The sequence below is a fragment of the Halobacillus sp. ABR2_026 genome, assembly GCF_056158545.1.
Genome location: NZ_JBSWTM010000001.1, coordinates 3,028,498 through 3,052,784 on the forward strand (window position 1 = coordinate 3,028,498; position 24,287 = coordinate 3,052,784).

At 45.3% G+C, this 24,287-nt stretch carries 19 protein-coding genes; 4 read left to right on the forward strand and 15 right to left on the reverse strand.

The window, feature by feature from the left end:
• Window positions 1–14: 14 nt before the first annotated feature.
• The 8 genes from hprK to ACXADE_RS15770 all read right to left on the reverse strand — a co-directional run bounded on the left by hprK (window position 15) and on the right by ACXADE_RS15770 (window position 11,254).
• Complete coding sequence (gene hprK, locus ACXADE_RS15735) at window positions 15–947, reverse strand: HPr(Ser) kinase/phosphatase (protein WP_474981377.1); 933 nt, start codon at window positions 945–947, stop codon at window positions 15–17.
• Between the two features lie 1,038 nt (window positions 948–1,985).
• On the reverse strand, window positions 1,986–2,336 hold the full coding sequence (locus tag ACXADE_RS15740; RefSeq protein WP_474981378.1) for a phage holin family protein: 351 nt from the start codon (window positions 2,334–2,336) through the stop codon (window positions 1,986–1,988).
• 31 nt (window positions 2,337–2,367) lie between these two features.
• Complete coding sequence (locus ACXADE_RS15745; protein WP_474981379.1) at window positions 2,368–3,402, reverse strand: DUF4097 family beta strand repeat-containing protein; 1,035 nt, start codon at window positions 3,400–3,402, stop codon at window positions 2,368–2,370.
• A gap of 96 nt (window positions 3,403–3,498) precedes the next feature.
• Window positions 3,499–4,155 (reverse strand): bacillithiol biosynthesis deacetylase BshB2, encoded by a 657-nt coding sequence (gene bshB2 / locus ACXADE_RS15750; RefSeq protein ID WP_474981380.1) that lies wholly within the window; start codon window positions 4,153–4,155, stop codon window positions 3,499–3,501.
• The gene (locus ACXADE_RS15755; protein ID WP_474981381.1) at window positions 4,148–4,519 is read right to left on the reverse strand and encodes a YojF family protein; all 372 of its coding nucleotides are present in this window, start codon (window positions 4,517–4,519) and stop codon (window positions 4,148–4,150) included. Before ACXADE_RS15755 ends, bshB2 begins: the two co-directional genes overlap by 8 nt.
• 66 nt (window positions 4,520–4,585) lie before the next feature.
• The gene (gene uvrA / locus ACXADE_RS15760) at window positions 4,586–7,462 is read right to left on the reverse strand and encodes an excinuclease ABC subunit UvrA (RefSeq protein WP_474981382.1); all 2,877 of its coding nucleotides are present in this window, start codon (window positions 7,460–7,462) and stop codon (window positions 4,586–4,588) included.
• Window positions 7,463–7,469: 7 nt separating this feature from the next.
• On the reverse strand, window positions 7,470–9,449 hold the full coding sequence (gene uvrB / locus ACXADE_RS15765) for an excinuclease ABC subunit UvrB (RefSeq protein ID WP_474981383.1): 1,980 nt from the start codon (window positions 9,447–9,449) through the stop codon (window positions 7,470–7,472).
• A 215-nt stretch (window positions 9,450–9,664) separates the two neighbouring features.
• The gene (locus ACXADE_RS15770; protein WP_474981384.1) at window positions 9,665–11,254 is read right to left on the reverse strand and encodes a peptide chain release factor 3; all 1,590 of its coding nucleotides are present in this window, start codon (window positions 11,252–11,254) and stop codon (window positions 9,665–9,667) included.
• Between the two features lie 318 nt (window positions 11,255–11,572).
• Here ACXADE_RS15770 and ACXADE_RS15775 point away from each other — a divergent pair, with 318 nt between their 5' ends.
• Window positions 11,573–14,776 carry a DEAD/DEAH box helicase gene (locus tag ACXADE_RS15775; RefSeq protein WP_474981385.1) on the forward strand — a complete coding sequence of 1,068 codons (3,204 nt, stop codon included), beginning with the start codon at window positions 11,573–11,575 and terminating at the stop codon, window positions 14,774–14,776.
• A 150-nt stretch (window positions 14,777–14,926) separates the two neighbouring features.
• On the opposite strand, the gene ACXADE_RS15780 is transcribed toward ACXADE_RS15775, so the two are convergent.
• A complete protein-coding gene (locus ACXADE_RS15780) occupies window positions 14,927–15,814 on the reverse strand; it encodes a COX15/CtaA family protein (RefSeq protein WP_474981386.1) in 888 nt (295 codons plus the stop codon).
• A gap of 104 nt (window positions 15,815–15,918) precedes the next feature.
• Window positions 15,919–16,479 (reverse strand): metal-dependent hydrolase, encoded by a 561-nt coding sequence (locus ACXADE_RS15785; RefSeq protein ID WP_474981387.1) that lies wholly within the window; start codon window positions 16,477–16,479, stop codon window positions 15,919–15,921.
• A 76-nt stretch (window positions 16,480–16,555) separates the two neighbouring features.
• Between ACXADE_RS15785 and ACXADE_RS15790 the strand changes: the two genes are divergently transcribed.
• The gene (locus ACXADE_RS15790) at window positions 16,556–17,206 is read left to right on the forward strand and encodes a haloacid dehalogenase type II (RefSeq protein ID WP_474981388.1); all 651 of its coding nucleotides are present in this window, start codon (window positions 16,556–16,558) and stop codon (window positions 17,204–17,206) included.
• A 32-nt stretch (window positions 17,207–17,238) separates the two neighbouring features.
• Here the strand turns inward: ACXADE_RS15790 and ACXADE_RS15795 are convergent, their stop codons facing one another.
• The 3 genes from ACXADE_RS15795 to ACXADE_RS15805 all read right to left on the reverse strand — a co-directional run bounded on the left by ACXADE_RS15795 (window position 17,239) and on the right by ACXADE_RS15805 (window position 21,335).
• Window positions 17,239–19,299 (reverse strand): sensor domain-containing protein, encoded by a 2,061-nt coding sequence (locus tag ACXADE_RS15795; protein ID WP_474981389.1) that lies wholly within the window; start codon window positions 19,297–19,299, stop codon window positions 17,239–17,241.
• 328 nt (window positions 19,300–19,627) lie between these two features.
• Window positions 19,628–20,467 carry an ABC transporter ATP-binding protein gene (locus ACXADE_RS15800; RefSeq protein ID WP_474981390.1) on the reverse strand — a complete coding sequence of 280 codons (840 nt, stop codon included), beginning with the start codon at window positions 20,465–20,467 and terminating at the stop codon, window positions 19,628–19,630.
• A gap of 205 nt (window positions 20,468–20,672) precedes the next feature.
• Entirely contained in the window at window positions 20,673–21,335 is a 663-nt protein-coding gene (locus ACXADE_RS15805) for a hypothetical protein (protein ID WP_474981391.1), read from the reverse strand.
• Between the two features lie 340 nt (window positions 21,336–21,675).
• Here ACXADE_RS15805 and ACXADE_RS15810 point away from each other — a divergent pair, with 340 nt between their 5' ends.
• The gene (locus ACXADE_RS15810; protein WP_474981392.1) at window positions 21,676–22,650 is read left to right on the forward strand and encodes a C-terminal binding protein; all 975 of its coding nucleotides are present in this window, start codon (window positions 21,676–21,678) and stop codon (window positions 22,648–22,650) included.
• A gap of 23 nt (window positions 22,651–22,673) precedes the next feature.
• Window positions 22,674–23,390 (forward strand): ribose-5-phosphate isomerase RpiA, encoded by a 717-nt coding sequence (rpiA, locus tag ACXADE_RS15815; RefSeq protein WP_474981393.1) that lies wholly within the window; start codon window positions 22,674–22,676, stop codon window positions 23,388–23,390.
• 75 nt (window positions 23,391–23,465) lie between these two features.
• On the opposite strand, the gene ACXADE_RS15820 is transcribed toward rpiA, so the two are convergent.
• Both ACXADE_RS15820 and ACXADE_RS15825 read right to left on the reverse strand, forming a co-directional pair.
• Window positions 23,466–23,939 (reverse strand): DUF4367 domain-containing protein, encoded by a 474-nt coding sequence (locus ACXADE_RS15820; RefSeq protein WP_474981394.1) that lies wholly within the window; start codon window positions 23,937–23,939, stop codon window positions 23,466–23,468.
• A 172-nt stretch (window positions 23,940–24,111) separates the two neighbouring features.
• Window positions 24,112–24,255: a hypothetical protein gene (locus ACXADE_RS15825; RefSeq protein WP_474981395.1), complete on the reverse strand. Its 144-nt coding sequence runs from the start codon at window positions 24,253–24,255 to the stop codon at window positions 24,112–24,114.
• Window positions 24,256–24,287: the final 32 nt, after the last annotated feature.

Genomic DNA, 24,287 nt, shown 5'->3' on the forward strand with positions numbered 1-24,287 from the left:
AGTGGTTCCCTCCTTTATCCTTGCGTTTGGTCTTGATCGATCACTTTTGTCAGACGCTCTGAAAATTCTTCCGCTGCGTTGACACCCATACGTTTCAGACGGAAGTTCATAGCCGCGACTTCGATGATGACGGCTAAGTTACGGCCTGGTCGGACCGGAATCGTAGCTTTTGGAACTTGAACATCCATGATTTTCATCGTTTCTTCTTCCAAGCCGAGGCGGTCGTATTGTTTGTTCTTGTCCCACAATTCAAGGTTGATGACGAGCGTGATCCGTTTATAACTGCGGACAGCACCTGCGCCGAATAAAGTCATCACATTGATGATGCCAAGTCCTCTTATTTCTAAAAGGTGCTCAATCAAAGGCGGACTATTACCAATCAAGGTGTCGTAATCTTCCTGACGAATTTCAACACTGTCATCCGCAACGAGACGGTGTCCCCGCTTCACGAGTTCCAAAGCAGTTTCACTTTTACCGACACCACTTTGACCTGTGATCAACACACCGATCCCATAAATGTCCACAAGCACCCCGTGGATGGCTGTAAATGGAGCAAATTTAGATTCCAAATAATTCGTCAGTCTGCTGATGACCCGTGTCGTCTTATAAGGAGACAACATCAATGGAACACCTGCTTCATTGGCGGCATCATAAAGCTCATCAGGAATGTCCATTCCCCGGGTAATAACGATTCCAGGTGTAACATCTGTACAAAGCTTTTCTGCACGTTCCTTCCGCTGGTCTTTCGTCAATTCATTAAAGTAAGAGAGTTCTGTTTTGCCAAGCAGTTGCAGTCGATCTTTCGGGTAGAACTTGAAATAGCCTGTCATTTCTACTCCAGGTCGAGAAATATCGCTCATATGTATTTCACGGTGGACGCCGTCAGCACCGGCAACAAGTTCAAGCGCGAATTGTTCCAACAAATCTTGTGTACGGACTTTACTCATGGTCCATCAACCTCCTCTTTCATCAATCACTGTCCCCTATTGTAGCACGTTTTCCTTCAATCTTGGATAGGGAGGTTTTCCGCCACCCTTTTACTTAAGGCTCTGTTAAAGTTCAGTGTTGATATTTGCATCAACGGATGGAAGTGACAATGAATGATAGGATGGTAAAAGGGAAGTTATTTCCAAGTGTCGAAAACTCTAGATAATCTACTTTCACGATCCAACCATTGAAAACTGAGCCTTTCGCTAAATGGCAGGATTGTTTAAGACTCCGTTTTGAGATGGGTCGTGGTTCGTTATTGTGTGGAGTGCCAGGGGTGGCTGGGAAGCTTCTCGCTTTCCTGTGGGGGAGTGCCGAGTTTCCTCGGGCTTATCGCCCTGCGGGTATCTCATCGATCTCCTTTCTCCCACAGGAGTCTCCCAGCTTCCCAACCACCCCATTCGATCATGCGAGAAACGAACCTCTTTACCAACGTTGGATGGTCTTCCATTACCCCGGTTGTAGCAAGCATAAAACGCTACGTATCAAGCTTTCCGGGTTCGAGCACCTCGGTTTGGGCGTATGATCCTTATCACCTCACCAACTAGAATAGCTGATGATTCATGAAGGGGTTTCGAGCCCCTAACTACCTTACAAGCATCTCGAAATAAAGTCTTCAAGAAAAGGGAAAAAATTTGATAATCTGTATGAAGGAGTCTAACAATCTCGCAGGGAGGTGATCACCTCTGTATGTGAAAAAGATTCGTTTACCTTGTTACGAGTCAGCGGTGATAGAAAGCCCCTTTCCCCTGAATGGATGGAGAGTTGTAGGAATAAGAGGTACAATCGATGGCCATTAAGTAGATTTTGAAGACTTTAGGAGAATGATGAGAAGACGATTGCTTTAAAATATACAAATCCCCCTGAGTTCTTCTGTTTGAGAGAACTCCCCCTTTGTAAGAGGACGAACTTACTGAATGGCTGCGTCACATAAAATTCGGAAGGGCGTTCTACAATCAAGAAAAAAACCGTATGAGGGACTCATACGGTACGAGAGGTTATTTCATGTCTTTGATTAAGCTGTTTAGAATGAGGTTAATGAAAGAGATGATGATGGCTGCGATGATAGTCATCCCAAAGCCTGCAATTTCAAATGTGCTTCCAAGGAATACATCAGTCAGCCACAATGTAATTGCGTTGATGATGAATAGGAACAGGCCAAGAGATAATATGGTGATCGGCAAAGTCAGAACCACTAACACCGGCCTTACGATCGCATTAAGGATGGATAAGATCAATGCCGCAAGCAAGGCACCACCAACACCATCAATGTTGACGGAGTCAAACAAAGCTCCAACCGCAATAATTGCTACCGTGTTGACGATAATATGAATCAACCAATTTTTCATGCCTTCTCCCTGCCTTTCAAGAATCGTCTATTTAAAGCTGTACAGGAGGCTGTACAGCTACGGCGCCTGTCTTCGTTTCCGCCTCCATATGAAATTTATCTTCGAACTGCTCATATGCTTCGAACTCCAGCATTTTTTGGGCAACGTCTTTTTTATCTTTCAATATTTTATAGTTATCCAATTCACATTGTACCTGACCGAACATTGTGCGAAGGATTCCATCCACTTTCTTTTCTTTCGGGAGAGAAACTTCAATTTTCCCTGCTGTTGTTTTATAAAAGCCAGTATGAGCTTTCGATCCTTTATAATCTACGGCAATACTTCCACTTACTGCAGAAGCATCCACCTTACCGATATCACCGAATAAAGTGACCGAGCCATGGACTGTGTCTGCTTCACATTCTTCAAACGTACTTTCTTCTATTTGAACAGGGCCGTTCGCCGTTTGCATTTTACAAGTAAGCCCGGACGTTCGCTTTAATTCAATCGGTCCATTGGAGTTTTTCAGTTGGAAATGATCACTCTTCACATCCTTAAAGGAGAGGTTTCCGTTCATTAATCGCGTTTTAATGAACTCGTAATTTTTATGAGGGATATAGAGGTCGACATTCCATTTAATTTTCTTCCCGGAAGAAGCGACACGGAGCAATCCATTCTTTATCCCGATTTGTGTTTCCTCATGAAACCGTCGTCTAGCTTCTTCTTCGGTCTCCACTTGATAAACCTTTGCTTGATAGGAAGCTTTCACTTCCTCCTGGTCCCAAGTGTGGACGTTTACCGACCCGTTGGCTATGGAAAGATCGATGTCATGAAACTCTCCGCTGGAAAGTACCGTTTCATCGCTGAATTCTACATATTCTCCAAAAGAGAAATCGAAGTCAGCATTTTTTATCTTTTCCATTGCATCGTCCAGGAAGTTTCGAATGCCATATTTCGTCTTTTCACTTTTTCCAGAATCATATGATGAGGAGGGTTCTTCAACCGCTTCTAGCAATTTTGCGCCTTCTTCAGCGGTGATCGTTCCTTTTTCAATCATTTCTAAAATTTTCATTCGCTCTTCGTTCATACCATCAGCTCCTTTTCATCTTCTACGTTTTTCCCTTCTGAAAGGATTCAAAAACAAAAAAAACCTGAGAAAAGATGTTTTTCTCAGGTGTTGGGTTCACTGAAATGTATACCTATAGAAACGTTCGGTCTTCAGGCGCTCGAGTTGTTCAGCTGTTTGATCATGATTTTCAATCAAACTCATCATCCCATCGGCCTGGGAGAGGTGAGCTTTTATCGCAGCTAACTTCCTTTCCCAGTATGGGCGCACATCTGTAACGATTTGCGGGTTTCCTAAATCCTTCTCAGAGTTGTTAGAAATCGCATGCATCCATACTTGTGGACGGGCCGATTCCGGCATTGCTTTGACCGCTTCCACAACAGCTGCTCCTAACGCATCATGGTCCGGGTGAACTCCATAGCCAGGGTAGTGAGTAATGACGATGGTCGCCCCTAACATTTCAATCCGTTTTTTCAAGTGCTCTGCCACTTGCTGCACAGGTTCGAATTCTAATGTTTTATCCCGGTATCCAAGCATTTCCACCTCAATATCGAGTTCTGAAGCGGCTTCTGCTAACTCCTTCTTCCGAAACGAAGCAAGCGTTTCACGATTAGCGAATACGGGATCACCCATATTTCTTCCCATTTCCCCGAGGGTTCCGCATAAATAAGTGACCGGCACGCCCTCATCACGGAACTTAGAGATCGTCCCGGACGCACCGAACGATTCATCGTCGGGGTGAGGGAATATGACGACGACTCTTTCCTTATTCATCAGGGTCCGCCTCATGTGAAAAAGGGGTTTCGCTGATTTCAAGCGCGACCATTAAGCGACCTTCACGGTCATGGCCTGCCATCAGCAGTCGATTTTTTTCATCAATTTCAAAATCCGTCAGACCTTCAGCATAGACCCAGCCAAGATCGAGCTTTAATCCTACCCTGTAGGACCCGCCGGTGCTGATGATCTTACCATGCTGGTAAGAGACATGAGCATTACGGATGAACGCCCCGACGTTATAGGCATTTTCATCGAAATGGCTTGCATACGCCCCGTTTGTCGTTTCTAAATGTACGTAAACTTCTTTATTGGACAGTTGATCGATTTTATCTTGAACAACCTTTTGTTGGATAGCATCCACTCGTATTCCTCCCGTCAAACGATTCTTGTTTAACGATACTCAATTTAGAGGCAAGCGTCAAAACATCTACTTATTCCCTACTTTTTCACGGGCGTCCATTTGCTTTTCCATGCGGGCTCTGTCCCGCTCCAAAATCGGTTTCAAATAGTGCCCTGTATAAGAAACTTTCTGTTCTGAAACGTGCTCAGGGGTTCCGCTCGCAATGATCCGTCCTCCGCCGTCTCCACCTTCCGGGCCGAGGTCGATGATATGATCAGCTTCTTTAATAACATCAAGGTTATGCTCAATGATCAATACTGAATCACCGTTGTCGACAAGCCTTTGCAGGACTTTCAACAAGCGGGAGATATCATCGACGTGCAGACCAGTGGTCGGCTCATCTAGAATGTAGAACGACTTCCCATTGGAACGACGGTGAAGTTCACTTGCCAGCTTCACCCGTTGAGCTTCCCCGCCTGACAGCGTAGTGGCAGGCTGACCGAGTTTAATATATTCAAGACCTACATCAGCAACGGTTTGGAGCTTACGTTTGATCTTAGGAATGTTGGCAAAAAAGTCGAGAGCTTCTTCGATGGTCATTCCTAACACCTCAGCTATACTCTTACCTTTATATTTCACTTCCAACGTTTCGCGGTTGTACCGTTTCCCATCACAAACTTCACATGGAACATATACATCGGGCAGGAAGTGCATTTCAATTTTAATGATGCCATCTCCACGGCAGGCTTCACAACGACCACCTTTCACGTTGAAACTGAACCTGCCTTTTTTATACCCTCTGATTTTCGCTTCGTTAGTCTGAGCAAAAACATCCCGGATGTCATCAAACACACCCGTATAAGTGGCGGGATTGGACCGCGGCGTACGCCCAATCGGTGACTGGTCGATATCGATCACTTTATCCAAATGTTCGATTCCTTCGATGGTTTTGTGCTTTCCTGGTTTTTGTTTCCCGTTGTGAAGCTTCATAGAAAGAGATTTATAGAGGATCTCATTAATAAGCGTACTCTTTCCGGAACCGGAAACCCCAGTGACCGCTGTAAACAATCCGAGCGGAATTTCCGCATCCACTTTCTTCAAATTGTTCTCTTCCGCCCCTTTGATTTTTAAAGCGCGGCCATCTGTTTTTCTTCGTTCAGACGGGAGTGGAATGAATTTTTTGCCGGACAGATACTGCCCCGTTAGTGATTTTCGACTCTTCATCACCTGCTTTGGCGTCCCTTGGGTGACGATATCTCCCCCGTGAGCACCAGCGCCCGGCCCGATATCGATTAAATAGTCGGCTGCGAGCATCGTATCTTCGTCATGTTCAACGACGATGAGTGTGTTATCCAAATCCCGCATCCGCTTCAACGTATTGATCAACCGGTCATTATCCCTTTGGTGTAAACCAATGGATGGTTCGTCCAGGACGTACAAAACCCCGGTCAAAGCAGAACCGATTTGGGTGGCGAGACGAATACGCTGCGCCTCCCCGCCTGACAAAGTTCCTGCCGAGCGCGAAAGTGTCAGATAGTCCAGACCCACATTCGCTAAGAAACTTAACCGCTCGCAAATCTCTTTAAGGATCATGCGGGCAATCGTTTCTTCCTTCTCCGTAAGCTCGAGCGCTTCGAAAAACTCTTTAGCTTCTGTAACAGAATAATCTGTAGTGATCCCAATATGCTTTCCGTTGATGAGCACCGCTAAAGCTTCCTCATTCAAACGGTTTCCTTTACATTTCGGACAAGGTTTTTGTGCCATATACTTTTCCATTTGTTCCCGGATATAATCCGAGCTCGTCTCCCGGTAACGGCGGGAGATGTTCGGAATGACTCCTTCAAAGAAAATCTCGTTTTCACGGACTTTACCAAAATCATTCTCATAACGGAAGTAGATCTTATCCTCACCGCTTCCATACAACACCTTTTCTTTATGTTCCTCAGGAAGATCACGGAACGGTTGGTTCATATCGATTCCGTAATGATCGGCGACGCTCTTAAGCAGCTGAGGATAGTATTGAGAGCTTTGCGGTTCCCAGGCAGCGATGGCATGTTCATTTAATGAACGCCCCCAATCCGGAATCACAAGGTCGATATCGACTTCCAGCTGCGTCCCTAGTCCATCGCAACGATTACATGCTCCGTATGGGCTGTTAAAGGAGAACATCCTTGGTTCCAATTCACTGACGGAAAATCCGCAGATCGGACAAGCATGGTGTTCACTGAACATCAGCTCCTCTTCCCCGATTACATCGACAATTGTATGACCTCCGCCCAATTTCAGGGCTGTTTCGATTGAATCCGAAAGGCGGCCTTCCACCCCTTCTTTCACGACAATTCGGTCGATTACGACTTCAATCGAGTGCTTTTTATTTTTATCAAGATTTATTTCCTCGGAAATTTCGCGCATTTCCCCGTCAACACGCAGACGAATATATCCTTCTTTTTGGAGTTGGTCAAAGACTTTGGCGTGTTCTCCTTTTCTGCCTGAAACGACAGGAGCAAGAATTTGGAGTTTTGTCCTCTCCGGATATTCCATCACACGGTCCACCATTTGCTGCACGGTCTGAGAGCTGATTTCCACCCCGTGTTTCGGACACGTAGGGCGCCCGATCCGTGCATACAACAGCCGCAGGTAATCGTAAATTTCGGTGACTGTCCCTACCGTGGATCGCGGGTTCCGGCTGGTTGTTTTCTGATCAATGGAGATCGCCGGGGATAAACCTTCGATAGAGTCTACGTCTGGCTTGTCCATCTGCCCTAAAAACTGCCGAGCATAGGCACTTAGTGATTCGACATACCGTCGCTGTCCTTCCGCGTATATGGTGTCAAAAGCTAAAGAAGACTTCCCGGAACCTGACAAACCGGTCATGACGACCAGTTTATTCTTCGGGATGTCGATATCGATATTTTTTAAATTGTGAGCCCTGGCTCCTCTGATACTAATATGTTTACTGGCCATACTCTTCTCATCCCTCCGCTTTTAATTCCAACAGCACATCACGCAGTTCGGCTGCCCGTTCGAAATCGAGGTCGCGTGCGGCTTGTTTCATTTCCGTTTCCATATTGTCGATCAATTCCTGACGTTCTTTCTTCGTCATTTCTGAAGGTTTCTTGCCTGTATCATAACCGGCTTCCTCTTCCGCAACATTCGTAGCTTTAATAACGTCACGTACTTCTTTTCTAATGGTTTGCGGCGTGATGCCGTGCTCTTCATTATATGCGATCTGTTTTTCACGACGTCTGTAGGTTTCATCGATGGCAAACTGCATTGATTTCGTCATTTTATCAGCATACATGATGACCCGGCCGTTCTCATTACGTGCGGCTCGTCCGATCGTTTGAATAAGAGAACGGTCGGAACGTAAGAACCCTTCCTTATCCGCATCCAGTATGGTAACAAGTGAAACTTCCGGAATGTCCAGCCCTTCACGAAGCAAGTTGATTCCGACAATGACATCGTATTTTCCGACTCTGAGGTCGCGAATGATTTCAATACGCTCCAGTGTCTTAATTTCCGAATGCAGGTAGGCGACTTTCATTCCTAAGTCTTTCAAATAATCAGTGAGATCCTCCGACATTTTTTTCGTTAATGTCGTTACGAGGACACGTTCGTTTCTATCTTTCCGTTTATTGATTTCTCCGACAAGATCATCGATTTGACCATGGATCGGACGAACGTCAATTTCCGGATCAAGCAATCCAGTTGGACGGATGATCTGCTCAACCATTTTCGGAGTATGTTCAATTTCATAAGGTCCCGGGGTTGCCGAAACATAAGCGATCTGATTGATATGCTTTTCAAATTCAGGGAACATGAGCGGGCGGTTGTCCATGGCTGACGGCAAGCGGAAACCATGGTCCACCAATACTTGCTTTCGTGCACGGTCCCCGTTGTACATTCCCCGGACTTGAGGAAGAGTAACGTGAGACTCGTCCACCATCATGAGAAAATCATCCGGAAAATAATCAAGCAGCGTATAAGGAGTCGCTCCCTCTTCCCTGAATGTGAGATGTCTCGAATAGTTTTCAATTCCGGAACAGAAGCCCATTTCGTTCATCATTTCCAAGTCGTAATTCGTTCGTTGTTCCAGACGCTGGGCTTCCAGTAGTTTATTCTGATCCCTCAGCTCTTTCAATCGGACTTCCAATTCTTTTTCTATATTTTTTATAGCTTTTTTAAGCTTTTCTTCACGTGTAACGAAGTGAGAGGCCGGGAATATGGCGACGTGATCCCGATCTCCGACAACTTCACCTGTTAGTACATCCACTTCCCGAATCCGGTCAATTTCATCCCCGAAAAATTCCACACGCATCGCATGTTCTTCCCGTGAAGCCGGGATGATTTCTACAGAATCTCCACGGACCCGGAATGTTCCGCGCTGGAAGTCAATGTCGTTTCTCGCATATTGGATATCGACAAGATTTCTCAGCAATTCATCACGGTCTTTCTCCATTCCTGTTCTAATAGAAAGAACCTGACTGCGGTATTCGTCGGGAGAACCGAGACCATAAATACAGGAAACACTCGCTACGATAATGACATCGTTACGCTCGAAGAGAGCAGATGTAGCGGAGTGACGTAATTTATCGATCTCATCGTTGATGCTTGCGTCTTTTTCTATAAACGTATCCGAAGACGGTACATATGCTTCCGGCTGATAATAGTCATAATAACTGACGAAATACTCGACAGCATTGTTCGGAAAGAACTCTTTGAACTCGCTGTACAACTGTCCGGCCAGTGTTTTATTGTGGGCGATTATCAGTGTCGGTTTATTTACACGCTCGATCACATTGGACATCGTAAATGTCTTCCCAGTACCCGTTGCCCCAAGCAATGTCTGATGTTTGTCTCCTCGTTCGATCCCCTGGACAAGCTCTTCGATCGCCCTCGGCTGATCTCCTTGAGGTGAAAACTGTGAAACTAATTCAAACTTCTCCTCCACGACGAAAACCTCCGTTCATTGTCTATACTCGTACTTTTTAGTTTACCACAACAGTTTACCATTCTAACATCAAACGAACAAACATTCGCATCCGTGTTTTTCTGTAAATTCATGGATGACCTGGTGTGGAATTTTATTCCACACCAGGTCATCCAGTTTATTCCATTCAGACTCATAGAAAAAAGCACTTTGCGGGTAGCAAAGTGCTTTTTTGTTTAGGAATTCAATGTTTGGTTGTATTCATTGACTTCAAACAGATCGGTAAGTTCGATGTCAGGGTTCTTGTCTTTGAACCATCGGAGAGAGAAGTCGTTCTTAAAGAGGACAAGCGGGTTACCTTCCCGATCTTCAGCAAGCATGTTCCGCTCATCAAACAACGACTCATCCACCTGGTCTTCCTTTAACCAGCGTGGAATCCGCTCACCAAGTGGTGTCAATTCAATATCCACGTTGTATTCGTTTTTCATCCGGTATTCAAACACTTCATATTGAAGCTCACCAACAGCTCCAATGATATAGTCCTCAAAACGATAACGTTTAAACAACTGGATCGCGCCTTCCTGCACCAGCTGTTCCAAACCTTTACGGAACTGCTTCGCTTTCATGACGTTCTTAGCCGTCACTTTCTTAAACAATTCAGGCGGGAATTGCGGAAGCTCATCATATTCGAACTTGGATTTTCCGGTCACAATCGTATCCCCGATCCGATAAACGTTTGGATCATAAATTCCGATGATGTCTCCTGCATAGCCTTCTTCGACAGTACCTCGCGATGAGGCCACAAACTGCTGGGATTGAGCAAGTTTGAACGTTTTCCCTGTTCGAGAAAGCGTCACGTTCATGCCACGCTCAAATTTTCCGGAGCATATTCTGACGAAAGCAATCCGGTCTCGGTGCTGAGGGTTCATGTTGGCCTGGATTTTGAAAATGAAGCCAGAGAATTCTTCATGATCCGGAGACACAATGCCTTCGGTCGATTTTCTCGATGCCGGTTCAGGAGCCATGTCAATGAATGAATTAAAGAACGTTTCCACCCCGAAAGGAGCGAGCGCACTACCGAAGAATACAGGCGTCTGGTCCCCACGCATAACTTTCTCCATATCAAACGTATCACCGGCTTCTGCTACCATTTCCATTTCTTCCTCCGCTTCCTGGAAGGTGGCATTTTCCGTTAATTCAGGATGCTGGTCAAGTTCGCTGTATGGAATGTATTCTTCTTCCTCGTTTCCTGTGTATTGAACAAATTGCTCATTTTCACGGTCGAAAACGCCTAAGAAGCGCTTGCCCATTCCAGCCGGCCAAGTCATAGGATAGGTTTCGATATTCAACGTTTCTTCGATCTCTTCCATCAATTCCAATGGTTCACGACCTTCACGGTCCATTTTGTTAATGAATGTGAAGATCGGAATCCCACGCATTTTACAAACTTTGAAAAGTTTCAGCGTCTGCGCTTCAATACCTTTCGTTCCATCAATGACCATGACCACACTGTCCACAGCCGTCAATGTACGGTAGGTGTCCTCACTGAAATCTTCGTGGCCGGGTGTATCGAGAATATTTACTTGATAATCTTTATAAGGGAAGTTCATCACACTGGATGTAACGGAAATCCCACGCTGCTTTTCGATTTCCATCCAGTCGGACGTCGCAAACTTTCCTGACTTTTTCCCTTTGACCGTACCAGCTGATCGGATCAGGTTACCGAATAATAGCATTTTCTCCGTCATCGTTGTTTTACCTGCGTCCGGGTGGGAGATAATAGCAAACGTACGGCGTTTTTTCATTTCTTCTTGTATTTGACTCATCGTGATATCCTCCGTTTATTCATTATTTCAATTCAGTAGGCGGGGTAGGATATACGTTTTACATCGGCAGATTCACTCCATAAAAAAAAGCGCTCACACACTTAAGCGCCTTCGTCGAATTTTTTTATTATACTTTGAAAGGTAGCATACCCCACATGTAAAATCAATCACAAAAACAAAGAGCTTACAAATATTGGTGTACCAGGTCATCCAGAATATGGATGACCTGGTCACACAATTCTTCCCAACCCCTCTCATTCTCTTTGGGTTTTCAAACCTGTTATAATAGGGATAAAAACGATAGTAAGGATGCCAGTTATGCAGAGTTACTTATTACAACCGAACGATATAAAGAAAATCACCGGACCGGCTTTTTACACGCGCGGAAAACAATATTTTGATCGCGGGAAAGTGTACGGGCTTTCTCATAATAGTGCGATCCGTTCCTGGCGGGCAGTCGTTGCCGGCACTCACGACTACGAAGTCCGTGTCTTCTTTTTTGAGGATGAGGATGTGGAAGCTACGTGCGAATGTCAGGCTTATGCGACCTACTACACGTGTAAGCACATAGCAGCCGTACTGATCGCCATCCGGGAAAAGACTCTTGAAGACCTTGCCCCGAAGTTGGCCGAAAAAGGCCGGAAAGCTCAAACCAGTATGTCGAACCAAGACCGGATGTTCGCCGTCAGCCTGTTCGAGGCTTTCCGACAGCGTCAGGAAAATAAAGGCGGCCAGGATTTGAAGAAACCTCTTCAAATTCACTATTACCTTCATCTGCAGTCTATCCTGGGAACGAAAAGCCTCGGCCTTGAGATGAAGCTTGGTGAAAATTATCCTTATGTCATTAAGAATATCCGCGACCTGCTTGATCATATGAGGAAAGATCAGGCCTACCGGATCACAAAGAAATTTACGTTTGACCCTGCTGAACATACGTTTACCGCAGAAGACAGGGAAATCTTAAGACTGTTACAACTTGCTTATGAACAGGAACAGTTTTATGAACAGCAATGGAACACAACAGAATCCAAAGTGCTTCGCGTACCACCTGCCCTTGCCTCCCAGCTGCTTCCTCTATTGGAACAGCAGCAGACAGATGTCGTGGAACGAGGGGATAACGTAGGACCGGTCCGTTACGAAGAGGCGTTTCCTGACCTATCTTTCTATGTGTCCGAAGAACGCGGACATTTTCATATGCACATGAACCATTTGAAAGATTATGATTACTTGACGGACTATCACCTTCTTTATAAAAATGGAATTTTTTATCCTGTCGATGCTGAAAAAGAAGAGGTTATTCGGACGTTATACACGATACTTCCTTACAATTCGAACGGAAACCATACTGTCAGTCATCACGATATGGAGGGGATTGTCTCATACGTGCTTCCTGAACTGGAAACGATCGCGAATGTTCAACTCGACCGATCCGCACAGGAAAAGATCGTACAAGAGTCACTATCAGCTGAGACTTATCTGGACTTCCAACAATGGACACTCACCATTGATGTGAAGTTCCACTATGGTGATTTAACTATAGATCCTTTTAATGAAAAGAAATCAGCCAACCAAACGATCGTCAGACGTGATCGACAGACTGAGCAGGAAATTATGCAGATCATTGAACTTGCTGAATTTAAATTTGATGGAGAGATGGTCTACATTGAAGATGAAGATCAGTTGGATCATTTCCTTTATCATTACCTGCCGAAATTGAAAGAACATAGCGAAGTTTATCTATCCTCTTCGGTCCGTTCTCTCGTGAACGATCATCAGCATGAGCTGGAAGCGTCCGTTGAACTGGAGAATGAGGGCAATTGGCTGGATATTAATTTCACGATTGAAGGCATTAGTGATGACGATGTGACCGAAGCTCTCAAGGCTGTCATCGAACGAAAAAAATACTATCGCTTGTCGGACGGAGCTCTTATGTCGTTGACGAATGACTCGTTTGAACGTTTTCAAAGACTGGTGGAGGACCTGGATCTAAGCACGAAGGATTTAGAAGACAACCATTTCCAAGTCTCGACTGCACGAAGCCTGCAAGTGGAAGATGCACTCGGTCCGAAGGAAGCGGAAAGGAATCAACTGTTCCAAGAGCTTGTCGACCGACTGAAATCGCCCCACTCTTTTGAAATTGACCCACCGGAAGGACTGCAAGCCGATCTACGTCCTTACCAATTGACAGGTTTCAGATGGATGAAGATGCTGAGCCATTACGGTTTAGGCGGTGTGTTGGCTGATGATATGGGGCTCGGAAAGACCATTCAAACGATCACTTTCTTATTGGATGAGAAAATCAACGGGCATATGAAGGACCCAGCAATCATTATCGCTCCCGCTTCCCTTGTCTACAATTGGAAAAAAGAAATTGAAAAGTTTGCTCCTCCATTATCTGTACAGATACTTACAGGAGATCCATTAACAAGACAGGAAGCCTTGGCTGGAGCGAAGCAGAAAGATATATGGATCACGTCCTACCCATTGCTCAGGCAGGATATCGCCTCCTATGAAGAACAGTCATTTCATGCTATGGTTCTGGATGAGTCGCAGGCAATTAAAAATGAGACCACCAAAACAGCTGTCGCAGTCAGAGCCATCAAATCAAGATACCGCTTTGCCTTAAGCGGCACACCGATTGAAAACTCTTTACAAGAGCTGTGGTCATTATTCCGTGCCATCATGCCGGGGTTCTTCACGAGTAAGAAAAAGTTTTTACAATTGAAACCGGAGAAAATCTCCCTCATGACACGTCCCTTCATCTTACGAAGGATGAAAACAGAAGTACTCGACGAACTGCCGGATAAAATTGATACCGTCCAATATTCAGAGTTGACGCGAGACCAGAAAGAGGTCTACCTCGCATACCTGGAACGCATACAGAACGATATTCAGAAAACGATTGCTACAAAAGGAATTCAACGAGGGAAACTTGAAATTCTGGCGGGCCTTACAAGATTACGGCAGATTTGCTGCCACCCGGCATTGTTCCTCGAAAATTACGAAGGACAATCTGGAAAGCTCGAGCAATTAAGAGAACTGACCAGAGAGCTGAAGGAAAGCGGCAACCGGATGTTGATCTTTTCCCAATTCTCAAGCATGCTCACCTTGATGCATGACGAGCTTGCCAAGGAAGGATTGGAGTCGTTCTATTTAGATGGCAGCACGCCATCCGAAAAACGTATGGAAATGGTGGAAGCTTTCAACCAAGGCGAAAAGGATGCTTTCTTCATCTCCCTCAAAGCCGGCGGAACAGGGCTGAACTTGACAGGGGCAGATACCGTCATTCTCTACGACCTCTGGTGGAATCCAGCGATTGAAGAACAAGCAGCCGGCCGCGCGCACAGAATCGGCCAGGAAAAAGTCGTTCAGGTCATCCGGATGATCTCCGAAGGTACGATAGAAGAACGCATTTACCAGCTTCAACAAAAGAAACGCGACCTTGTCGACCAAATCATCCAGCCAGGCGAATCCATGCTCACCTCCCTAAGCGAAGAAGAAATCAAACAGCTATTCCAATAAAGAGCCGTACTCCACGGCTCTTTATTCTCACCCACTAATTGGTATTTTCTGTATGACCTGGTCTGGAACAAAGTTCCAGACCAGGTCATACATATTTTTCCATTCTCACCAAAAAAAGGAAGCTGCCTTCTATGGGCAGCTTCCTTTTTGTTATGCTTTGATCGCTTTCTTTTGTAATTTGAACCAGTATCCTCCCAGGATGCATGCGCCGATGACCATGGTCACAGTAGAGAGCAGCATGTGCATTGATGAGGCGAGGACAACATTTCCGGTAACGACAATGATAAATCCTACGACTGCATTCAACAGCAGGGAAATCAAATAGGCCCAGGACAACGTAATATGGTACTTGAACCGTGAAGCGTAAATGACGAACCAGATCGCGGCAACGATTACAACAAAGGTAGCAACCCAGTGCAGGGAGTATACAGCGTTCGCTACAGATTCACTAGTAATCAAGTATTCTACAGCTGGGATGTCCAGCATAACATTGCTTGCTCGGCTGTGCTTAAAGAAAGCGCCGAGAATGACCTGAGCCACATACGCGATATAACCAAGTAGAAAAGCGCGGTAACTCATGGAAACCGATGCCCAGCTCGTTCGATTCAGCTCGATTTTTTTCTCATGGAGACTGTAACTTAACAGGACAAGGACAATCAACAGAAGCTGACTGAACGTAACATCGAATGTTGTAAATCCCGGTGGTGTTCCGAGCAGGACGTTCAAGCCTCCGACCATGGATTGAAAAACGAGCAGTGCCAGGCTCAAAATTGCTAAAATAAAAACGGATTTGTGTTGACGGTATTTATAAATCGCACCAACAGCATTAATGGCTGTAAGCATGATCAGCAAGGGAACCATCAAACGGTGCGAATACTCTATGATGACATGATAATCCGTAATATCAGGAAAAACCTTTCCATTACAGACCGGCCACGTCGTCCCACATGCATCCCCCGAATCAGTCGCAACGACCAGATTACCAAGGATCAGTGCGAGAAACGTAACGAACGTCGTTAAAATTGAAAATTTCTTCATCGTCTTACCCTTTCTCTCTCTGTAATCATGAAGTTCTTATATAGTGTTTGTTCTCTACGTAAATCATATCATGAATTTCAGATGATAGAGAAAGGAAAGCGCAGTCATGAGTCATGAACTTTTTGTGAACGGCGCTTTTCCTTAATTCTGCTGATGAGTAAATACATGAGAGAGACGAAAATGAGTGTTGTATTTACAAGGGAAAAGGTGGCGGCATAATGGTCATCGTCCCAATAAGATATCGGACTATGGAACGTATAGCTGCTGATCGGATAAAACATCGGCACAGCATCATCATGGTGCGTAAGAATATCAAGAACGACGTGCCCCAGCCATCCGTATGCAAAAGCCGTCCATAACGTAAGCTTTTTCCCTTTCCATACTAAAAGGATGACAAAGGCCAACCCCCAGACGAACAATGAATGACCCGCTTGCCGGAGGATGAAGACGACGGGGTGTTCAAAAAGATCATGGACCAGTCGGAAAAGAGAACGAAGCGGCTCTGTGTCCTCTGCCACCTGCCAAGCCTTTCTGCTAATGCTCAAATAAATAAACATGACATAATACACAAGATCGGGGGCAAGACTTCCGAAGATGAACCAACCGGTAAACTTCTGTTTTCTTGCGGCAAAAAATGTCCAATAGCCGTGGTGTAGTGTGTTCATTGTTTTCCTCCCCTAAACACCTGTTTATCCTTTTTACCCAAGGGGAAACTTATCCAAAGGAAAGGAGTCTTTAACTATGACTTATAAAGCTTATGTGTTCGACGCTTATGGCACACTGTTTGATGTCCACAGCGTCATGAAGAAAATTCATCAATTTTTTCCTGACAAAGGCCCTTCGGTCAGTGCGGAATGGCGGAGCAGGCAGGTCCATTACTTTCTAGTACGACAATTAGTGGACGGCTACACCCCTTTCACCAACATTACCCGCTGGGCGCTGCTCGATGCCCTGGCCTACAGTGACGTGGACATTAAACCGGAAATTGTCGACGAATTGATGGCTGAATATGAAGAACTTCATCCTTACGACGAAGTTCCTGGACTTAAAGCATACCATCAGGATAAAACGTTCACCATTTTTTCGAATGGCACGCGTTCTATGCTGGAGCCCCTTTTAAAGAATAACCAACTGCAGGGAGACTTCCAGTTACTGAGTGCTGATGATGTGAAAGTGTACAAACCCCATCCGAATGCGTACAGCTATGCGCAGGAACAATTAGGGTTTGAAAAAGAAGAAATTCTCTTCTTCTCTAGTAATCCTTGGGATCTTACAGGTGCCGCTTCCTACGGGTTCCATACCGCATGGGTGAACCGTAAACAGCAAAAATGGCCGGAACTTGGGGTCCAGCCGACACATATCATCAATAACCTCAAGGAAATCCCCGAGTAAAAAGACGGAGCCTCCCCGGGCTCCGTCTTTGCTTATATAAAACGCACCTGGTTTTTTCCTCCCCGTTTCCCTTGATAAAGAGCACGGTCTGCCGAACGGAAAAGATCATCCAACGTCCGGCCATCTTCCGGATAACAAGCAGCACCAATGGAAAAGGAAGAATGGATGACTTCATTTTTGACATAGTAGGGCAGTCGAAGTTTTACAAGTGCCCGCATAGCTACTTCAAAAATTTGATCACGGTCTCCGATGTTTTCCAGGAGGATGGCGAATTCATCGCCGCCGATTCTCCCGACAGAGTCACCCGCCCGAATGCAATCTTTCATACGCTTCCCTACGTGGCATAGAAATTCATCACCGATTTCATGACCATACTCATCATTGATGCGCTTGAACCCATCTCCATCTAAATAAAGCAGAGCAAATGAATCACCCGAACGTTCCGACTTCGTAATCGCCTGCTCGACACGGTCTTCAAACAACCTGCGATTCGGCAGGTCTGTCAAATAGTCATAAAAAGCAAAGCGTTCCAGCTTCTCTTCGTAATTCTTTTGTTCTGAAATATCACGCGCCACTATGACAAAGTGGCTGACCCGGTTCTGTTCACCTATGACAGGTGTTCCTCTGCATTCAAACCAAACCGGCTCCCCATTTTGACTCGTCAATTTAAGAGACACCGTGAACGCTTCTTTACTTTTTCCGCTCCAGCGAAAGGCTCCCGAAACCTTTTCAAGTCCTTCAGGTTCCAACATTCCCATCAGGTCGTGCGGCTCCATTTCCAACGGATCACGACCGAAAAACTTCGTGTGGGACGGCGAGGAATAAACTAAATGTCCATTCGGTGAAAAGACGGAAATCAAATCATTGGAATGATCGGCGATCAGGCGGAATTTTTCTTCACTCTGCCGCAGGGCTTCATGCGCTTTCACCTGTTCGGTACGATCTTCAAGAATCGCGTACAGCCCTTCCTTCTTCCCCTCATTAATGATAGGCACTAAGGAAACTCTTAAAATGCGCTCTTCTCCGTCCATCCAGAAACTTGTTTCAAACCGGGTCCCTTTTTGAAAAAATGACTCCAGAAGCTGTTGGCTGAGCCAGGATCTCTGCTCCCTGGGCACCCATTCGATAATTGATGTTTGGACCAGGTCATTTTCGTCAACTTTCAATAGTTTTGCTGTCGCCTTGTTCACCTTTTGGATAACGCCTTGGAAGGTTAGTGTCAAAATAGGCTGCGGATTATGCTTGAACAACGAGCGGTAACGGGACCTGCTCCCTTCCAGTTTACGCTGGGCCGCCTTGTCTTTCGATACGTCCCTCACAATCGAACTGACCCCGATGATTTCACCTGCTTCATTATGAATCGGCGATAAGCTGATGGACACGTCTACCAATGTGCCATCTTTACGTTTATGTACGGTTTCATACCTGGGAATCGCTTTTTCCGCCCCTTTGCGAATCAGCTCTTCGGCTTCTCCTTTCCTACTGGCAGGGACAAAAGGAAAAGGAGAAATGACCATATCTTCTTTTGAGTACCCGTACAATTCCTCCAGCGCACGATTCGCTTCTAAAACACACCCTTCTTTATCCACAATCAATATGCCGTCCGTTGTATCCTTCATCAACGAACGGTACATGGCATTGATACGGCTGAGATCCCGCTCTTTTTCGATGACTTCGGTTATGTTACGAGTGATGGCAATGATATGGGTAACTTCTCCAGACTCGTCCAATGTCGGCGTTAGGACCGTGTGCCCTCGAAACAGTTTTCCATTTACGGAAATCTCGTCTTCATAGGTCAACGATTCTTTTTCTTCAACCACTGCCTGATAAGCTTCAATGAGATCCTCCGCCTGGGTATTTCCTAATAAATCCTCTATGTATCTGCCTTCCCACTCTGCTCCTTTAATAGGGGAATGGTTTTTAGCTGAATGGTTCATATAAACGTATTTAAAGCGTCTCTCTTCAACGACTTCCATAAAAAAGATATAGTCGGATATTCCATCCATTAACATACGCAGCAAGTGTTCATGAGGGATGCGCTCGGCAATCCCTGCAATGACCTCTTGGTCCATCCATTCTTTCACCCGTTCCATGGATTATCCCCTCAATCATTCATTGTATTTACACATGTATCCTATGTTATCACGTTTGATTCGCTCTTCTCTATGTATCTTTCTACCAATAGCAGAGAAAACCCTTTTCTAATTCTTATAAAAACTCGCGGTCAGAGTTTAGGGTGATGATTTATGCGACGGATACTTACGATTCAATATGAAAGAGATCTTCTCGATTTACTCAGACAAGAAAGGCTCACAACAAGCCCCGAGAAGAGCATACAACGGAGTCTCATTTCTAGTAATACCACCAACCTTTTAGAAGCCATAAAAAAAAGCAATGTGCTCTGCACATTGCTTTTTTTAGTCATACGGTTTGTTTTTGCTGGACTTGAGCTTCCGCCTGGGCTTCTTTAATTAAACAGCGTCCCTTCCCGTGCGGGATACACATAGGTGTACCAAAAAGCGGATCTTCCCTGACATCACACATCATTTCAAAAACATGATGCATCATATCACACGTAACGACTTCTTCAGGTTTTCCTTGAGCAAATACCGTTTTATCTTTTACCGCGATGATATGATCCGCATAGCGGCAAGCTAAGTTAATATCATGCAGGACCATGACGACCGTACGTCCATTATCCTGGTTCAAATCAAACAACAGATCGAGAATTTCAATCTGGTGTGTCATATCTAAATACGTCGTCGGTTCATCCAAGAGGATAATGTCCGTATTCTGTGCGAGCGTCATCGCAATCCAGGCACGCTGACGCTGACCACCGGACAGAGAATCGACGGTCCTGTCTTTCAACTCCATCAGGTTCGTATCTTCAAGGGCGCGTGTGACCGCCTGCTCATCTTCATCCGACCAGCGTTTGGCAAAACCTTGATAAGGATAACGTCCCTGCTTCACAAGCTGATAGACGCTGAGACCTTCAGGTGTTGTCGGGCTTTGGGGAAGGATCGCCATCTTTTTCGCCACATCTTTTGTACGCATCTTGGAAATGTCCGAACTATCCAGTACGACTTCTCCGGATTTTGGACGTAAGAGACGAGCCATCGAACGGAGCAAAGTAGATTTGCCGCAACCGTTTCCACCGATAAGCACAGTAACTTTTCCTTTAGGAATTGTTATATCCAATGAATCTATGATGATGGAATCTCCATAGCCAAGAGTTAAGTTATTCGCCAACAGGGTATCCATAATCTGACCTCTCCTTTATGTCTCACGAAATCTATCGCTGTTGGAGCTACACGAAAATCACGAATTCTACATATTTTCTCTAATTCCTAGTTTATGGGCTCGGTTCCACTCTGTCAATGAATTTGAGAATCATTTTCATCATTGGCCTGTGAAAAGTGTATGCCTAACAGGATAAATGGAGAACACATCGAGGATGCCAGAAGGCTCAGGAAAAATTTCCGGTGCGTCGTTCTTCCCTGATCAACTGCCTGTATTGAAGATCACCAAGGCCAAACTGTTGAAAACGTCCAATCATCCTTCTTACTAATTCTTCTTCCGGTATTTCCGAATGAGCTCTAATGTATCTCACAAGTTCGTTTTCCCCTGATTGATATAGCAAATACAACTCAATCCCTCGAAGGAGAGATTTTACAGATACATAGGCTGGACGCTCTCGATTCAAAAGAACCATTCGATACAAAGCATGATAACCACTTACATCGAGTCTGCAAGTAGTCAGTGGTTCAAACGTTCTCGATATGAGACACAGCTCCACCTTTTTGTCGTATCCGATTTGATCCAGCCATGCGAGCAGTGTGAGAAGGTTGATTTGACAGAACATATCCTCATCAAACCATAACTTAAGAGCCTCTATTTCCGGATCAAAGATCGGCTCCAATTTTTTCACCGTCACCTCTCTGTATTGTTCCTTGGTCACCCCGTGTACCTTGGCCCTCCGTGCTATAAACTCTTCCGAAAAAATCTTCTCATCTGTACTGCCTGCACACATCGCTTCATTGAAAGGGACCTTCACCCCTTTTTCAAGGTACCCGTTCTGTTTAAATACGTTCAGCATTTCTTCCCCGTTCAATATGTGTAAGACCGTCATGGAACCTTCCTTTCTACAAGACTGATGCATCGTAAATTCATCTGCTGATGTTTTTATTCTACTATGTTTTACCAAGAGAAACACCCGCCATTCGTCAGGGTGGTAATGAACCTACTATAAAAATATTTTCAATTCATTCTTCTTTTACTAGAAAAAAATTTTATGTATAATAAGCGACAAGAAAGTATTTTTTGAATATTTAATCAGCCCTCATTTGTTTGTGGAAAACTTCAGGCTTCCATTTCACTCTTTTTTGAATCCGCTTACAATTGAAGGCTGTTCAGGAAGCTTGTCACAAACGAGAGTCTTCCTATTCTACATACTATAAGGAGAGATGACCATGAGTAAATACAAGGTGTTGATCGCTGATTACACGTACAGCACACTGGAACCGGAAAGAAAAGTGCTGGAGGAAGCAGGAGCAGAGATGATAACCGCTCAGTGCCGTACGGAAGAAGATGTCATCGAAGCCGCTAAAGATGTGGACGGTATCATTTGTCAATACGCTCCAATCACGAAAAACGTGATCGATCAACTGGACCGTTGCAAAATCGTCGCCCGTTACGGTGTCGGGTTCGATACGATTGATGTTCCAGCCGCTACGGAAAAAGGCATCATGGTGACGAATGTGACGGACTACTCTTTGGATGAAGTGTCCAATCACGCATTTTCCCTTCTGATCGCGTGCTCAAGAAAAATCGTTCAGCTTCATGAATCCGTACAAGACGGCACATGGGATTCTAAATTAGCAAAACCTGTATACCGACTCCGTGGCCAGACGCTTGGATTGATTGGGTTAGGCAATATCCCGCAAGCGCTCGCCGCCAAAGCGAAAGCGTTCGGGTTAGAAATTCTTGCGTATGATCCGTTTGTATCCAATGAATTAGCAGCAGAGCTCGGAGTAAGACTCGTCGATTTGGAAGAACTGTGCGCTTCCTCCGACTATATTTCTGTTCATCCCCCGCTGAATGAACATACCAAAGGCATGGTCAGTGACGAGCAGTTCAAATCAATGAAAGAATCCGCCTACATCATCAATACAGCACGTGGAGGTGTCATTGATGAAGCAGCATTGATCCGGGCGCTGGAATCGAAGGAAATTGCAGGGGCCGGCCTCGATGTCCTGGAAACTGAGCCGATTGCCGAGGATAACCCACTGCTGTCGATGCCAAATGTCATCCTTACCCCACACGCTGCCTACTATTCCGTAGAGTCAGAGCTTGAATTGAAACAGAAAACAGCTCAAAACGTAGCTGATGCCTTATCCGGCCGCGTACCAACCTATATAGTAAACAAAAACGTCGTTCATGCCTAGTTTTGAGAGAGGGAGGGATACCATTGTCCGAACAAGCAGATTATGAAAAACTGGTGACCGACAGTGACCGCGGAAAGAAGGCAGCCGCCGAAAAAGCGGTGGATTATATTGAGGATGGAATGAACATTGGGCTGGGTTCTGGCTCCACCGTGTACTGGGCAATCAAAAAGTTAGGACGGCTCATAGAAGAAGGGGTGAACGTCAAAGGCATCCCTTCTTCCAAACGGACGGAGAGATGGGCACACGAATTCGGAATCCCCCTGACTACTTTCCACGAGGTTCAGGAACTTGACCTTGCCATTGACGGGGCAGATGAAGTGGATGATCATCTTCATCTCCTCAAAGGAGGCGGCGGGTCTCTAGTGAGGGAAAAGATTGTCAACACAGCTTCCAGCCGGGTGATCATCGTTGCGGACCCTTCCAAAAAGGTGTTCCAACTTGGCAAACGTCCTCTGCCTGTAGAAATCCTCCCCTTTGGCTGGGAAGTGACCGCTAAGGGAATTTCTGCAAAAGGAGCCCTCGTTTCCTTACGTGAAAAAGAGGGCAAGCCTTTCATTTCAGACAACGGCAACTATATCCTTGATTGTCAATTTCCGATGATCCCTGACCCAGACCAGCTTCACGCAGGCCTCAAACAAATGGTGGGAGTTGTGGAGACCGGATTATTCCAACCTGCTGATACCGTCATTCTGGGCCTCGACCAGGAACTGCAGATTTTAGAATCCCCACGAATTCAATAAAACAGAAAACAGCAGCCATTTTCCCCAAAGGAAAGTGGCTGCCTTTTATCGCTCGTGAGCCTCTCAGCTCAACCATTATTCAAATGACTCCGAAACACTAATCAACTGCTCTTTCGTCACTTCTGTCTCGGACTGGCCGGAAAGATATTTCAATACGTATTGAACCTCTCCCTGCTTCCATCGCAACGTCTTCGTATCTTCCTCATCCACAAAAAATTCTCCATCGCTCTCCCCTATTTGCACATCCTCATATTCTTGACCAGACGTAGAGGAAACGTCGCCACCATTGACCGTAAGCAGACTCAGGTGTTCCTGTTCTTCCCCGTAAAAATCGAACGTCAATGTTTTCGCCGGTCGCTGAACTTCAGGTGGAAGTGTGAGTTCAGCATTCGATACCTCAAATGGAAGCTCTGTCGGCAATTCAGGCTGAAAAGCTGCATCTTCTCTCTGCGTATCAAGCTCGCTATGATCAAAAGACTGCAGTCCACTAGTTGACCCGCATGCAGCTAATAACAGCGGAATTGTCATCATTAATAAGATTCGTTTCATATCGATCATCCTTTCTCTGCGATTCAAAAAGCTATGTATAACCATCATAAACTTCTGTACCTTTCTATACGGCTGCGACTCCAGGAAGTTTCACTTCAGTGTGAAATCGCATAAAAAATCAGTAACCCTTCTCCTTTTTGGAAGATCAGGTTACTGAATATTATCTAGAAGCTTATTGAAAGAATGGCATAATCCAGACGATCAAGTACATAGGAACCGCTACTATGATCATTCCTGTTAATATATAACAGATACAACGGCATAGAAACATCCCTACATCATAGAGAGAGCCTGCTACATCCTCGATGAACTTCACCCTTCCGCCACCTCCTTCTTATTCCTCACAAT

Excerpts from the sequence above, each read along its gene's own strand:
- hprK (WP_474981377.1), bottom strand. The coding sequence starts at position 947 with ATGAGTAAAGTCCGTACACAAGATTTGTTGGAACAATTCGCGCTTGAA.
- ACXADE_RS15740 (WP_474981378.1), bottom strand. The coding sequence starts at position 2,336 with ATGAAAAATTGGTTGATTCATATTATCGTCAACACGGTAGCAATTATT.
- ACXADE_RS15745 (WP_474981379.1), bottom strand. The coding sequence starts at position 3,402 with ATGAACGAAGAGCGAATGAAAATTTTAGAAATGATTGAAAAAGGAACG.
- bshB2 (WP_474981380.1), bottom strand. The coding sequence starts at position 4,155 with ATGAATAAGGAAAGAGTCGTCGTCATATTCCCTCACCCCGACGATGAA.
- uvrA (WP_474981382.1), bottom strand. The coding sequence starts at position 7,462 with ATGGCCAGTAAACATATTAGTATCAGAGGAGCCAGGGCTCACAATTTA.
- ACXADE_RS15770 (WP_474981384.1), bottom strand. The coding sequence starts at position 11,254 with ATGAGTCAAATACAAGAAGAAATGAAAAAACGCCGTACGTTTGCTATT.
- ACXADE_RS15775 (WP_474981385.1), top strand. The coding sequence starts at position 11,573 with ATGCAGAGTTACTTATTACAACCGAACGATATAAAGAAAATCACCGGA.
- ACXADE_RS15780 (WP_474981386.1), bottom strand. The coding sequence starts at position 15,814 with ATGAAGAAATTTTCAATTTTAACGACGTTCGTTACGTTTCTCGCACTG.
- ACXADE_RS15785 (WP_474981387.1), bottom strand. The coding sequence starts at position 16,479 with ATGAACACACTACACCACGGCTATTGGACATTTTTTGCCGCAAGAAAA.
- ACXADE_RS15790 (WP_474981388.1), top strand. The coding sequence starts at position 16,556 with ATGACTTATAAAGCTTATGTGTTCGACGCTTATGGCACACTGTTTGAT.
- ACXADE_RS15795 (WP_474981389.1), bottom strand. The coding sequence starts at position 19,299 with ATGGAACGGGTGAAAGAATGGATGGACCAAGAGGTCATTGCAGGGATT.
- ACXADE_RS15800 (WP_474981390.1), bottom strand. The coding sequence starts at position 20,467 with ATGGATACCCTGTTGGCGAATAACTTAACTCTTGGCTATGGAGATTCC.
- ACXADE_RS15805 (WP_474981391.1), bottom strand. The coding sequence starts at position 21,335 with ATGACGGTCTTACACATATTGAACGGGGAAGAAATGCTGAACGTATTT.
- ACXADE_RS15810 (WP_474981392.1), top strand. The coding sequence starts at position 21,676 with ATGAGTAAATACAAGGTGTTGATCGCTGATTACACGTACAGCACACTG.
- ACXADE_RS15820 (WP_474981394.1), bottom strand. The coding sequence starts at position 23,939 with ATGAAACGAATCTTATTAATGATGACAATTCCGCTGTTATTAGCTGCA.